Here is a 14,009-nt window from a genome sequence, read left to right as displayed (position 1 = left end):
GCCCAAGCCGGCGCCGCCACCACCCGTCGGCCTGCCTCCGTTACCACCACCGAAACCGCCTGCGCCGGGCGTTCCCGCAGCGACCCCAGCACCACCGCCGCCGCCGCCAAATCCGCCCGCCCCGGCCTGCGTGGAAAGAGCTCCACCGCCCCCGCCACCCAAGCCGCCAGAGCCTCCCCCGCCGGCGCCACCGTTGACTTGGCCAGCGCTACCGTCTGCAACGACGAAGCCGTCCGTTCCGTTGCTAGACAGACCACCGCCACCGCCGCTGGTTCTTGTTTGGAGGAGGCTTCTCAAGTAATCGGGGTGGATTGCCCCCGAGCCGTTGCCACCGCGCGCCGAGTTGCCTTGCAGGCTGACATTGTTCACGGTCACGATGGCGCCTGTGGCGACGAACAGTGCGCCGCCGAGTCCCGCGCCGCCGCCGCCACCACCGCCACTGCTACCGCCGGAGGGTAGGTTGAAATATCCGCTTCCGCCGTTCCCGCCCTGCGCGGCGGCATTGACGATGTTCAGATTATTGATCGCGACCTGGAAGTCTGCTGCGATGAACAGGCCGCGATACATGTTGTTGCCGGAGAGCGTGAAACCTCCACCGTTGATAGTGACGCTGCGCGCGACCCACGGCAGGTTTTGCGTCAACGTGATGTTCTGGGTGAGAGTTATGGTGCTGTACTGAGCGTTGTCGATGGCGTCCCTGAGCTGTCCCTCGGTACTGACATTGATGTTGGCAGCATCGGCCGGCAGCGCTGTGAGGAGTGTGCCTGCCGTAAGGCTTGCAGCCAGGACCAACCGCGACGCCGACGCGGAGAGACGGGCTTTCGTCGGCTGCACCAGTGAGCGGTCTGCAGGCAACTTGACATGCTTGAACATCTTGGCTGGCCTTTCAGGAAAATCGTGACGCTCTGTGCACGCCCAACGTATTGGCTAGTGGGACCGGCCTTGTGCCGGCTTAGGACAAGCGCCAGCGCGCAAGAGCGCATGCCTTGTGCGGTGAATCGGCGCGCAGCGCGGGCAGGGAGACCGCGATCGACGGCAACGCGAGGGATGAAATCAGAAGGCGTGAAGAACGCGCGGAGACGGGCGAAAAGTGCCCGCTAAGAACTGAACGAAACAACATGCTGCCCACCACTTTGCACGCTGACCGACAAATTGAGCCGGTGCAGTCATCGTCTAGCAGGCAATTGTTTGGACACTATTTGAAGATCGCAGAGGCGGGATCGGTTGTGGCTTCCGTGCCACTCAGCGCGCGGTGGCGAACATGCGCATGATCGACACCCGGATTGGGGAAGGCATGGCTGACACGGACTCGGCAGCGGCCGTCAACGGGGCGCCAGCTGACTGATCAGTTCATTGGCGAAGGCGGGCATCGCGGTGCCGGCTGCGAAGTCGAACTTGTTGATCGAGATGAAGACGCCGACGCCGCGCGCCGGCGAGAAGGCGATATAGGACAGCGTGCCCTGCCGCCCGCCGGCCTTCTGCAGGATGAGCGGGCGCGTGCCCTGTGGGTTCATCACGACCCAGCCGAGGCCCATCGCGTCCATATGACCGGATTCATCGAGGCCGGAGACCGGATCGAGGCCGTCGCGCACCCGATAGGTCGCATGGTCGAGGGTACGTGTCTCGGCGTCGTTGCGTCCGAAGCGATCGAGATGCCACTTCAGCCAGCGCACCATGTCGTTCGCCGTCGAGAACAGTCCGCTCGCGGCGGCTTGCATGTCGCTGACGTCGGTCAGCGGATAGGCCTTGCCATCCGGCGCATGGCCCTGGAACAGGCGCGCCTTCTGCGCGTCGTTCAGCCGCACGGCGGTATCCTTCAGTCCGGCCGGGGCGAAGACCCGCTCCTGAAGCAGTTGGGAATAAGGCTTGCCGGCTGAGTTGGAGAGCGCCTCGCCGAGCAGATCGAACGCATAGTTGGAATAGTGAAGCCCGGTGCCCGGAGCGAACAGCAGCTCCTGATCCTTCAGCGCGGCCTTGTACATCTCGCGCGAGACGAAGTCCGGGCGCTGCGGATCACGCTCGAGCGCAACCTCGCGCGGCAGACCGGAGCCATGGGTCGCGAGGTCGAGCAACGTGATCTCGCGGCCGTCCTTTTTCGGCACCACGGCGTTCGGCCAGCCCAGCCGGTCCTGAAGGCGATCGCTCAGCCTCACGGTGCCGTCGGCCGCAAGGCTGGCGAGAACCTGTCCGGCGAAGGCCTTCGAGATCGAGCCGACACGGATCACGGTGTCGCCATCAGGCTCGCCGGCGCCGTCGGCACGTTCCCCGTAGCCCACGACGATGCTCTCGCCGTTCCGCACCACTGCGAGCACCATTCCCGGGACGTTCATGTGCAGGAACGCGATTTGGCCCTGGAAGCCGACCATGTCCCTCAGGAGGGCCGTACCCGGTTGCGCGCTGTCGGCATAGGCCGGCAGCGCCGTCAGGAGCGCGCCTGCGGCAACGCATTTTGCCAGGACCAGGCATGAGGCCAATCTCGACAAGCGAGAAAAGAGCGAACGCCGAGTTGTCTGCCTGGGCCTGCCAGGAGCTGCGGACCGGCTTTCCATCTGGAGAGAACGAAACAACATGCTGCTCACCACTTGCTCGCTCAACGGCAACTGAGCCGGCGATTGTAGTCTAGCAGGTAATTGTTTGGACACTATTTGAAGAGCGCGTGTCCGATTGTAGCTTCCGTGCCACTCAGCGTTGAGTTGAACGGCTCGTCACGCCGTCCTGTCAGGCCTCAGCCGTGTTTTTGCGCACCCGCACGTCGGGCGCTGGGCGTCGTCGGGGCGCGCTGCCCATCATGTTCTGGCCGCGGCGGCTGAACCCGATGCTCGCCAGAACGAAAGCCGGAACAGCCTGCTCGCCGTGTAGCCTCGTCACATGCGCGATCAGACCGCGCATGACATTGGCGCGTGCGTGCTCCGAGACGAGGTGGCGTGCCGAGGTGAAGTAGACATATTCGATCGCGCCGGCAGCGCCGGTGGGGCCAAGCGCGGCAAGTGCCTGCGCCGACGCCGGCGGCAACGCCCGGTCCACCGGCGCTATCATCCAGCCGATCATCAAGGCGATTTCGGGCGGGCAAGGCGCATCCATGTTGGCCGTGTCAACGGCAGCAGCATCCAGCGCGGCGCGGTCGCCGGCAGCAAGCAGAGCGATGCACTTCAGGACTCTCATGTGGAGATGAAGGGCAGGGCCCAGTTCGGCCATCGCGATGCCGCGATCAAAGAATCCGACGGCCTCGTCGAAACGGCCGCGCGCGTAGCGCAACTGTCCCATAATGGGCAAGGCGGCGGCAAAGTCCGCAGTCCGGGCGAAGGCGCGCTCGGCAAGGTCCTCCGCCAGGTCGAGCTGGCCGCGGTTGATGAAATACAACAGCTTGGCGGCGGCCAACATCAGCAACGGATTCGTCTCAATGGCGGGCAGGCACTCCAGCACCGTGGCATCGATCTCGCTCTCGATACGATAGCGCTCTTCCAGGCTTATCCCACCGGTCGGACCGATCAGTATGAGGCGCGCGAACAGATGCAGACACCATTGCAGGGCGATGTCTGCATTCTGGGGATCCTGCTCCCGCGCCTTTCCCAGCTGCTCGCCGCTGGCCAGCCACGCCGGGTTTGACGTCGACAGCGCGCTCGATGCCTTGGGCAGGCGCATTTCAAGCGGTTCGTCTGCAGATATGCCGAGGCCGGTGGAGGCGTCAATCATCGCCTGCGACAGCGCGTCGATGACGCCGTTGGCAACCCGGGTCGCCTCAGACGTGAACGATGCGGCGTCTGCGATATCGAGATGGAGACGGAACGCTTTGACGATGCGCCTCGATGGCATTTCTCGCAAGGTTGCCGCGCAATCGAGCTGCCCGTTGCCGGCGAGAAAGCTCGTCTGCAGGACATAACGCAGCTTGTCGGCTGCGGCAGGGCTCCAGTTCTCGACAACTACAACCCGGCGGCCACTGCCGAGACCGGCGGCGATCTTGTCGCGAAGCTGGTCGACCAAGGACGACGCTTGCTCGCTGGTAGGATGCTCCTGCGGCCCGAAAGCCGGCCCGATCACCAGGAATGCATCGATCGGTGCCGGGCGAACCGGTGCGGCGATCCAGACATAGCCCTCGCCATACTGCGTGGCGATGTACTTCGGCGATTTGGCGTTGTCGCCGAGCTTGGTCCGCAGCCTGTTGACCAGGAAATCGATGTTGCGGTCGGATACGTCCGATTCGGACGCGACTTCATCGAGCAGACGGCCCCGGCGCATCAGGCGCTGCGGGTTGCGGGTGAGGGCGAGCAGCAGCGCGCGTTCGTTTCTGGTGAACTGAATTACAAGGCCGTTGCGGCGTCCGAAAAGGCAGGTTTCATCAAGAAACAGATCCCCGAAGCGGAGATCCAGTGCTTTGTCCACTTCCCAGCCCCCTGAAGCAAATCAAACGCCGACACAAATAGAAATATGCTCTTGAACGGCCGTGCCGCAAGCCTGACGTGCAGCCGGCCGTTGGCCTTCTTCAGCCGGATCGGAGTCGGCATTCTGGTCGTTCCCATTGGTGAGCCAATGCCGTCGTCGACCTCCTTGACGCCGAGTTTTTGTCCAGCCATCGCGAAGCCCGCCGGCCCAAACCGTCGCTTGCAGTGGTCGATGGCTACTTTGCATGGGGTTGTTTTCGATATTTTGGTGGGAGCCGCGGCCATTGGTCGCGCTCTGGTTCGTGCTGCGGGATGACCTGGACAATCCGGTCGATCGCTACCGGGTATGGGCGCCGAGATCGAACCTGCGCGTAACCCCGATGGCCTCGAGGAAGGCCTCATCGTGGCTCACCACCAGCAGCGCCCCGTCATAGGCGCGCAATCCGGCTTCGACCGCTTCCATGGAGTCGATGTCGAGATGGTTGGTCGGCTCGTCGAGGATCAAAAGCGGCGGTGGCGTCGTGCCGCCGAGAACACAGGCGAGTCCGGCCCGCAGCAATTGACCGCCGCTGAGGCGGGAGACGGTCTGCAGCGCTGCATCCGCCCGGAACATGAAGCGCGCCAACGCCGCCCGGCATTCGTTCTCACCGGCATCCGGATTGATGCGCCGGAAGTTCTCCAGGATGGAGGCCGCGCCATCCAGCAGGCTGACCGTCTGATCGAACATCGCAAAGCGGTTCACGACGTGCACCGTGCCGCGCGACGGCGTCAGATCGCCGGTGACGAGCTTGAGGAGCGTCGTCTTGCCCGACCCGTTGGGCCCGACGATCGCGACACGCTCCGGCCCGACAATGGAGAATGTCACGTCGCGCAGGATCGGATTCTCCGCCGTGTAGCCGACATCGGCGGCTTCGATCCGGAGCACCATCCTGCCCGTCGGCAGATCCGTCGGTGGCAGTCGCACCGAGAATGGTTGAAGGACTTCGATGCGCTGCCGCGCCGCGGCGGCGAGCTCGAGCGCTTGCGCTCGCTTCCGTTCGGCGAGACGAGCGTTCTCTCCGCTGGTGTCCTCGCTGCGGTCCTTGCGCAGGCCCGCGGCAATGCGCGGTATGTCGCCCTTGGCGCGCTTGCGCTGGCCTGCGCCGTCCTTGCGTGCCTTCCGTTCGGCCGTTTCCTTTTCCTGGCGATCGATCTCGGCCACGCGCCTGTCAGCCGTCGCCAGGTCGTGCCGGGCCGCAGCGAGTTCAACCGCCTTGCGTTCGCGGTATTGGCTCCAATTGCCGCCATAGCGTCTGGCTTCCAGCGACGTCAGCTCGACAATCGCGTCCATGGTCTCGAGCAGCTCGCGGTCGTGGCTGACGATGATCGCGCCATGGCGCCAGCCGGCGAGCAGGTCGATCACCGCCTCGCGTCCCCTGCGGTCCAGATTGTTGGTGGGCTCGTCCAGCAGCAGGAAGTCGGGCTGCGCGAAGATGAGTGCGGCCAGGCGCGCTCGTGTGGCCTGCCCGCCGGAGAGTCTTGCCAGTGGCGCTTCGAGCACATCGTTCAGCCCGACGCGGTGCAGCGCGGAGGCAATGCGATCGTCCAGCGTCCATTCGACATCCGCAAGCTCATCGGCGGTCGCATCGCCGCGCTCGGCGCGGCGTAGCGCCACAAGTGCGTGGCGTGCACCGAACAGATCGATGACGCAGTCCTCCGGCTTCACCTGAACCGTCTGGTGAAGCAGTCCGACGCGACCGCGCACCGAGACCGTGCCGGATTGCGGCGCGCGTTCTCCGGCGATCAGGGCAAGCAAGGTCGTCTTGCCGACGCCGTTGCGGCCGACAAGGCCGGTCCGCTCGGAGCCGAAGGTCAGGTCGATGCTGGAAAGGAGAGTCCGGCCGTCAGGCGCGGACAGGGTCAGATTGGAGAGCGTGATCGATGCAGGCATGGCGATGGATGTCCCCGTGGGCAAGGCTGATGGGCTTTGCTGTCCGGATGGAATCCATGGCCGTCGGCATCCTCTCGAATTGATGATGGACGTGATTTAGTCGCGTGCTGCGTTGGAATCAAGGCAGGCGGCGTGGCCCGACGCCGGCCTTGACCGTATCCGTTGTGGGCGTCACGCCGCCGCGGCCACCGTCCAGCGGTCGGGGTCCTGGGTGTGGCCGATCAAGGCAAGACCGTAGGCGATCGATTCGAACTGGTCGGCCGATGTCAGCCGCGTCTCGCCGAAGCGCTCGGCGAACAGGCGCTGCACGGCCGGCACGAACGATGTGCCGCCGGTCAGGAACACCTTCTCCACGTCGCGCGCGGTGATGCCGGCTTTCGCCAGCGCCTCGTCGACGGTGGCCCCTAATCGTTCGACGTCGTCGGCGATCCAGGCTTCGAAGTCCCGACGCGTGACGGTCGCGCCGATGTCGATGTCTTCGCGCACGAAGCGGAACTCGACGCGATCATGGCTCGACAGCGCGACCTTGGTGTCGGATACGGCGCGATAGAGCGCAAAGCCGAGATCGTGGTCGACGATGGTGATGAAATCGTGCAGCGGGGCGGGATCGATCGCGGTGCGCGCGAGCTGCTGCAGTTCGCGCAGGTCGCCGTTGCCCTTCATCATCGCGAGCTGATGCCAGCGGGCGAGACTCGAATAATAGTGATTGGGGATCGGCAGCACCTTGTCGAACGAACGGTAGTTGGATCCCTTGCCGAGCCGCGGCGAGACGATGTGATCGACGATGCGATAGTCGAAGGTGTCGCCGGCGATGCCGATACCGGCATGGCCGAGCGGCTCCGCGCGCAGCACGCCGCCGGCGCGCGAGAAGCGCATCACGGAGAAATCGCTGGTGCCGCCGCCGAAATCGGCCACCAGAACGGTGGCGTCGTGGTCGAGCTGGCGCGCGAAGGAGAATGCTGCGCCGACCGGCTCATAGACATAGCGCGCGTGACTCGCGCCAAGCCGCTCGAACGCGGCCTTGTAGCGCTGCATGGCGAGCTCGTCATTCGGGTTGCCGCCGGCGAAGCGCACAGGGCGGCCGACCATGATGGTCGGCGCGCCGAGATTGAAGCCGTCGCCGGCATGGCGCGCCAGCGTGCGCAGGAACGCCGCCAGCAGATCCTCGAACTTGTAGCGCTGCCGGAAGATCTGGGTGGTGTTGAAGGCGGAACTCGCTGCGAATGTCTTGAACGACTGGATGAAGCGATGAATGGTGCGCCCCTCCAGGAACTGCTCGATCGCCCACGGCCCGCCCTCGGCGTGCGGATGCAGGCCGCTGCCCGGCCGCTCCTCCCAGAAGCACAGCGCCGACACATAGACGCTGTGCGTGCGGCCGCCATGATCGAAACGGATGGCCTCGACACGGCCGTCGCCGTCCGACAGCGCAATCACCGTGTTGCTGGTGCCAAAATCGACGCCGATCGAGATGGCGGGCGAGGCGCTCGACATGTCATGCTCTGAGTATGATGTGAAAGGGGGCGGACGTTTAGCGGCTTTGGCCCGGCTTGCCAACCCGTCAGGACGCCGCAAGGTTCACGATCCGGGGAATGACGGAGACACCGTCGCGAGGCAGTCCACCTCACGCGCGGTGTCAGAAATTCGTTCCCGAAATGATGACGGCGCTTCCGGGTTCAATCCTTCAAGGCGTAGGCGATGACGTAGTCACCGCGTTTGGTGCCGAACGAGCCGTGGCCGCCGGCTGCGGTGACGACATACTGCTTGCCGTCGACCTCGTAGGTCATCGGCGTCGATTGGGCGCCGGCGGGCAAGCGATCTTCCCAGATCACCTTGCCGTTGCGCACGTCGTAGGCCCGGATCACGTATTCATAGGTCCCGGTGTAGAATGCGACGCCACCGGCGGTCGTGATCGGCCCACCCAGCATCGGTACGCCCATCTTGAAGGGAAGCGGTAGCGGCGTGGTGTCCCTGATCGTGCCGTTGGGATGCTGCCAGACGATCTTCATCGTCCTGAGATCGATCGCGGCCATCGAGCCCCATGGCGGCCGGTAGCACGGCACGGAGAGCGGCGAGAGAAAGCTCCAGATGTCTACCCCGAACGGCGTGCCATACATCGGCTGCACCCCGACCTCGCTGCCGACTGGCTTGTCGGCCGTCGGTGCAGGAGGATTGCCGGGGCCGCGCGGAATGAGCCGCGACGCGAAGGGCAACGACATCGGGTTGGCGATGGCGATCTGCCTCACGGGATCGATCGCGATGCCGCCCCATTCGAACATGCCGAGATTCCCCGGAAAGACGAGCGTGCCTTGCAGTGACGGCGGCGTGAACGTGCCTTCGTAGCGCAGCCGATGAAACATGATCCGGCACAGCAGCTGATCGAAGATCGTGCCGCCCCACATGTCCGCGCCGGTCAGCTTCGCCTCGGGGCGGAATGTCAGCTCGGAGAACGGCTGCGTCGGCGCGGTGCGGTCGCCGGGCGCAGCTCCCTGCGGGACAGGACGTTCCGGCGCCGGCACGATCAACTCGCCGTTCCTGCGGTCGAGCACAAAGATGTTGCCGACCTTGGTCGGCTGGATGATCGCGGGGACGACCCCCTTGGGCGTCGTCAGATCGACCAGGCTCGGTTGCGACGGAACGTCCATGTCCCAGAGGTCATGATGCACCGTCTGGTACGACCAGGCGCGCTTGCCGGCGTTGACATCCAGCGCCACGATCGAGCTGGAATAGCGCTCGACGAGTGCGTCGCGATTGCCGCCCCAGATATCGGGCCCGTTGTTGCCGGTCGGGATGTAGACGAGGTTCAATTTTGGATCGAACGACGCCGTAATCCAGGAGTTCGGCGAACCGGTGGTGTAGTGCCGCGTCGGCGACGGCAGCGCATTCTCGTCCGCCGCACCGGAGTCCCAGGCCCAAACCAGCTTTCCCGTGTAGACATCGAAGCCGCGGACCACGCCCGAAGGCACGTCGACCGCATAATTGTCGATCACCGCGGCGGCAACGACCAGTATCCTGTCACTGACGACGGGCGGTGAGGTCGGCTCGAAGAAGCCTGCCGTCTTGATCGCCATGCCTTGTTGCAGATCGAGGATGCCGTGATCGGCAAAGCTCTCGCAGAGCTTGCCGCTGTCAGCATCGAGCGCGATCATCCGCCCATCATTGACGGGAAGGAAGATCCGCCGCGGGCATTCGGCGGGCGCCGGATTGCCGCTGCTGTCGACAGCGCCTGCCGCGGTCTCGTGGTAGGAGACCCCACGGCACGTCATGTGCTGGAACGTCTTGTTGAATGTCAGCTTGGGATCGTACCGCCAGCGCTCCGCACCGGTCTTGGCGTCGAGCGCAAACAGGATCTGGTGCTGCGAGCAGAGATAGAGCGTATCGCGCACCTTGATCGGGGTGACCTCGAAGGTGGTCTCGCCGGAATCGTTTGGTGTCGGCATGTCGCCGGTGCGGAAAGTCCAGGCGACCTTGAGGTTACTGATGTTGTCGGGCGTGATCTGCTTCAGCGGCGAATAGCGCTGGCCGAATTGCGTGCGTCCATAGGCGCGCCAGTCGGCATCCGGTTGTGGGTCGGCCTCGCTTTGCGGCACGGGGGAGCCGGCCTCGGCGATCGTGCCGTTGATATCGTGATAGCTGGACAGCAGCCCGACGATGAGTACGGCCGAGGCCACCACGACGCCGCCCCAGAGCGGCGCCGTTGCGCGTGCATAAGAGACCGGCTCGTTTTGCGTCAGCCCGCGAACGATCACCGGCGTGAGCAGCCAGAGCGCCATGGGGAAGATGATGTCGCCGCGTGCCGCAAGCGGCCACCAATCGAAGCGCACCTCGTAGACCGCCCACGCCAGCGTGACGACCAGCACGATCGCAAACAGCCATAGCGCCGAACGGCGCTGTGCCAGCAACAATGCAGCCGTCGCGAGAATGCCGACACCGAGGATAATGTAGAAGATCGAGCCGCCCAATGCGGCGAGCCAGATGCCGCCGCCCGCAAGGACCAGGCCTATCAATGCGTAGATGATACCCGTGACGAAGACGGCCCTGGATCGCTGCATGGTGACTCCAGTGGTGGAAGAGGAGCTGGGCTTGCCCCGGCGCAAGCGCAACAGACCACGTCCGCCTTCATGAACTTTCGTTCAATCACCCGCAAGTCGCAACCGGGAACTGTAGCGTCGATGCAACATCCGCGTGCAAAGCTGTGATGCAAAAAACCTGATGAAACAAAACTGCTTCAAAATGCGCGTTCAGCTAATTTTGAATCGGCGCGCTCTTCCGGTCCTGCGCTGGGGCTGCTCTAAACCATCCGGCACTCAGCACGGCGCGCAGGAGAAGCAGGATGACATTGAATCCCACAGCACTGAATTATCGCGTCGCGGTCGGCGCCTATGAGGCGGGCCGGCCCAGCTACCCGGCGGAGATCGTCGCCGCCCTGCCGCTTCAAACCGCGCATTGCGTCGTCGATCTGGGTGCCGGAACCGGCAAGTTTACCCGCCTGCTGCTTCCGCATCTGTCCGAGACGGCTCGTCTGGCCGCCATCGAGCCCGTTGCCGAGATGTCGGCGAAGCTCGCGAAAGAAGCCGGGATCGAGGTCATCAACACGCGCGCCGATGCGATCGGTCTCGAAACCGGCAGCGTCGACCTCGTCACCTGCGCCCAGGCGTTTCACTGGTTCGACAACGAGGCGTCCGTCGCCGAGGTCGCGCGGCTGCTGCGCCCCGGCGGAACATTCGCGCTGGTCTGGAATAACAGGGATGACCGCATGCCGTGGGTCGATGCGTTGTCGCGCATGATCGAGCACTACGCGGGAGACACGCCGCGGCAGCGGTCGGGCCGCTGGCGATGGATCCTGAAGGATCCTCGCTTCGTGCTCGAGAAGGAAATCGTGCAGGACCATCCGCATCGGATGCGGCGGCAGGATGTTTTCGAGCGGGTCGCCTCGACGAGCTATGTCGCCAGCCTTCCCGACACGGAGAAGGCGATGCTTCGCGAAAAGACCGACGACGTCCTGCGCGAAGCCGGTCTCGGCCAGGCCGACGAGGTGGTGTTTCCCTACGTCACGAACCTCTATTTGCTGAAGCGGGTCTAGACCGATCCAACAAATCGACGTTACAGGCGGCCTCACCGCGTGGCCACGATCTTCCACTTGCCGTCCGCCCCTCGCCGCAGTGCCGGATCGCCGATGCGGATGTGCGTTGCCAGGAAATCGATGAAGGCCCGCACGCGCGCCGGCAGCGGACCGGCATGGCCGACATAGACCGCGTGGATGTCCTCGCGATCGCCGGGATTGAGGCCCTGCAGCACCGGCACGAGGCGTCCGGCATCGATGTCGGGGCCGATGTGGAACAGCGCGAGTCGTGCGATTCCGATGCCGCCAAGCGTCAGCCGGCGCGCGGTCTCGCCGTCGCTGGCGCGTGCGACCGGCGGCGGCAGCGCTTCCTCGATCCTTTCAGCCCGGCGGAACGGCCAGCCCCGGATGCTGCGCGGAAACGTCCAGCCGATGCCGCGATGTCCGGCGAGATCGGCGGGNCGGGTGCCTTCGGCGTGCCGAAGCGAGCGAGATACGAGGGCGCGGCGACCACGGCCATGCGGCTGGTGCCGAGCTTGCGCGCGATCAGGCGCGATGCGCCGAGCGGGCCAGCGCGAATGGCGATGTCCGCGCGCTCCTGCATCAGGTCGACCAGCGTGTCGGTCAACACGAGATCGAGCGTGATGTCGGGATTCTCGCTCATGAAACGCGGCAACAGCGGCATCACATGCAGCATGCCGAACGGGATGTTGCTGTTGACGGTGAGATGGCCGCGCGGCGCGCAGGAGGCCGCTTCGCGTTCGGCCTCCTCGATATCGGCGAGAATACGCAGCGCGCGCTGGTAGAAGGCTTGCCCTTCCTCGGTGAGCTGCAGCTTGCGCGTGGTGCGGTTGACGAGCCGCGTGCCGAGCCGGGTCTCGAGCCGGGAGACCAGCTTGCTGACGCCCGACGGTGTCAGGCGCAGGCTGTTCGCCGCCGCGGTGAAGCCGCCGAGATCGACGACGCGGACGAAGACGTCCATCTCGCCGGAGCGGTTGGTGTCAAGACGGGCCATGTTGAATTCATGTCACAAATGATTGGATTGGCGCCATCCTAATCCTTTTGGAACTGAACCGCTATGTCGCATCGCGGAAATCATCATTCGATCCGGAGCGACCATGCCTGCTGCCGTTCTTGCCCTGACCGCCGGTGCCTTCGGCATCGGCACCACCGAATTCCTCATCATGGGGCTGTTGCTGCAGGTCGCTGCCGACATGCAGGTCTCGGTCTCCACGGCGGGGCTGCCGATTTCCGGCTACGCGCTCGGCGTGTTCGTCGGCGCGCCGATCCTGACGCTGGCGACACGGAGGATGCCGCGCAAGACGGTGCTGCTGGCCATGATGGCGATCTTCACCCTCGGCAACGCGGCCTGCGCGTTGGCGCCGAGCTACGGGCTCCTGATGGCGGCGCGCATCCTGACCTCGCTCGCGCACGGCACCTTCTTCGGCGTCGGCTCGGTGGTGGCGGCGAGCCTTGTCGCCGAGGACAAGCGTGCATCGGCGATTGCCACGATGTTCATCGGCTTGACGGTCGCCACGCTGCTGGGCGTGCCGTTCGGCGCGTGGTTCGGCCTGATGCTCGGGTGGCGCGCGGCGTTCTGGGCCGTGGCTGTCATCGGGGTCATCGCCTTCGTTGTGGTGGCGGTGCTCGTGCCCGGCCATGTCGGCAATAGCGACAAACCGGCGCCGCTGCGCGACGAACTCGCCGTGCTCGGCCGTCCGCAGGTCCTGCTCGGGCTTGCCATGACGGTGTTCGGCTTCGGCGGACTGTTTGCAGTGTTCACCTATGTGCAGCCGATCCTGACCCGCCTCACCGGATTTTCGGACGCGGCGGTTTCGCCGATCCTGCTGGTATTCGGCGCCGGACTTGCGATCGGCAATGTCGCGGGCGGACGGCTTGCCGACAAGGGACTCGCACGCGCGCTGCTCGTGACGCTCGGCAGCCTCGCCGTCGTCCTCGTGGTGCTCGCCGCCGTGGTCTCGATCAAGGCATTGGCGGTGGCCCTTCTCTTCGTGCTCGGCATTGCCGCGTTCGCGACTGTCGCACCGCTGCAACTCCGAGTGCTCGAAGCCGCCGGTGTGGAAGGACGCACGCTGGCCTCGAGCCTTAACATCGCGGCTTTCAATCTCGGCAATGCGCTCGGCGCCTGGGCCGGCGGCGTGACCATCGATCGTGGTCTCGGCCTCAGCGCGCTGCCGCTGGTGGCCGCTGTCATCACCGCGGTTGGGCTCCTGCTGGCGCTGTGGAGCCTGCGCCTCGACCGCCCGGCCGCCTTGGCTGCGCAGTGCCCGGCTCAATGAACGGATACAGAAGGAGTTCAATCATGGAATATCGCAATCTCGGCGCATCCGGCTTGAAAGTGTCCGTGCTCAGCTTCGGTACCGGCACGTTCGGCGGCCAGGGACCACTGTTCTCTGCATGGGGACGGAGCGGCGTCGACGAGGCGCGCCGGTTGATCGACATCTGCCTCGATGCCGGCGTCAATCTGTTCGACACCGCCGACGTCTATTCCAACGGCGCATCTGAGGAAATTCTCGGCGCCGCGATCAAGGGGCGTCGCGACAAGGTGCTGATTTCCACCAAGACGGGCCTGCCGATGGGCGATGGTCCGCTTGATGCCGGCACGTCGCGCTATCGGCTC

At 65.0% G+C, this 14,009-nt stretch carries 10 protein-coding genes and 2 pseudogenes; 3 read left to right on the top strand and 9 right to left on the bottom strand.

All coding sequences use genetic code 11. From position 1 onward, the window contains the following. The 7 genes from AS156_RS45640 to AS156_RS19395 all read right to left on the bottom strand — a co-directional run. On the bottom strand, positions 1-873 hold an 873-nt coding region (locus AS156_RS45640; RefSeq protein ID WP_347336635.1), incomplete at its 3' end, for a pectate lyase-like adhesive domain-containing protein. 449 nt (positions 874-1,322) lie between these two features. Beyond that, a complete protein-coding gene (gene ampH, locus AS156_RS19415) occupies positions 1,323-2,474 on the bottom strand; it encodes a D-alanyl-D-alanine-carboxypeptidase/endopeptidase AmpH (protein ID WP_245312961.1) in 1,152 nt (383 codons plus the stop codon). A gap of 244 nt (positions 2,475-2,718) precedes the next feature. Continuing rightward, positions 2,719-4,380 (bottom strand): winged helix-turn-helix domain-containing protein, encoded by a 1,662-nt coding sequence (locus tag AS156_RS19410; protein WP_066507630.1) that lies wholly within the window; start codon positions 4,378-4,380, stop codon positions 2,719-2,721. Next, complete coding sequence (locus AS156_RS42175) at positions 4,299-4,664, bottom strand: peroxidase (RefSeq protein ID WP_136626310.1); 366 nt, start codon at positions 4,662-4,664, stop codon at positions 4,299-4,301. The genes AS156_RS19410 and AS156_RS42175 overlap by 82 nt, the downstream gene beginning before the upstream one ends. Positions 4,665-4,716: 52 nt before the next feature. After that, on the bottom strand, positions 4,717-6,309 hold the full coding sequence (locus tag AS156_RS19405) for an ABC-F family ATP-binding cassette domain-containing protein (protein ID WP_066507627.1): 1,593 nt from the start codon (positions 6,307-6,309) through the stop codon (positions 4,717-4,719). Between the two features lie 171 nt (positions 6,310-6,480). Next, positions 6,481-7,800 carry an Hsp70 family protein gene (locus tag AS156_RS19400; protein WP_066507625.1) on the bottom strand — a complete coding sequence of 440 codons (1,320 nt, stop codon included), beginning with the start codon at positions 7,798-7,800 and terminating at the stop codon, positions 6,481-6,483. A 182-nt stretch (positions 7,801-7,982) separates the two neighbouring features. Next, positions 7,983-10,358, bottom strand: coding sequence for a glucose/quinate/shikimate family membrane-bound PQQ-dependent dehydrogenase (locus tag AS156_RS19395; RefSeq protein ID WP_066507622.1), 2,376 nt, complete (start codon positions 10,356-10,358; stop codon positions 7,983-7,985). Positions 10,359-10,639: 281 nt separating this feature from the next. Between AS156_RS19395 and AS156_RS19390 the strand changes: the two genes are divergently transcribed. Next, on the top strand, positions 10,640-11,389 hold the full coding sequence (locus AS156_RS19390; RefSeq protein ID WP_066507612.1) for a class I SAM-dependent methyltransferase: 750 nt from the start codon (positions 10,640-10,642) through the stop codon (positions 11,387-11,389). A gap of 32 nt (positions 11,390-11,421) precedes the next feature. Here the strand turns inward: AS156_RS19390 and AS156_RS44625 are convergent. After that, positions 11,422-11,829, bottom strand: a pseudogene (locus tag AS156_RS44625) (LysR substrate-binding domain-containing protein); the annotation flags it as partial. A 1-nt stretch (position 11,830) separates the two neighbouring features. Continuing rightward, a pseudogene (locus tag AS156_RS44620) lies at positions 11,831-12,383 on the bottom strand (LysR family transcriptional regulator); the annotation flags it as partial. 103 nt (positions 12,384-12,486) lie between these two features. Between AS156_RS44620 and AS156_RS19380 the strand changes: the two are divergent. Beyond that, on the top strand, positions 12,487-13,668 hold the full coding sequence (locus AS156_RS19380; protein WP_066507609.1) for an MFS transporter: 1,182 nt from the start codon (positions 12,487-12,489) through the stop codon (positions 13,666-13,668). After that, positions 13,665-14,009, top strand: a 345-nt coding sequence (locus AS156_RS44615; RefSeq protein ID WP_430641806.1) for an aldo/keto reductase, incomplete at its 3' end; no start/stop codon positions are given. The genes AS156_RS19380 and AS156_RS44615, both read left to right, overlap by 4 nt.

Origin of the sequence: Bradyrhizobium macuxiense (assembly GCF_001542415.1) — a bacterium.
GTDB classification, from domain to species: domain Bacteria; phylum Pseudomonadota; class Alphaproteobacteria; order Rhizobiales; family Xanthobacteraceae; genus Bradyrhizobium; species Bradyrhizobium macuxiense.
Note: the sequence above shows the minus strand (reverse complement) of the source record. Positions and strands in the feature narration are given on the sequence as shown.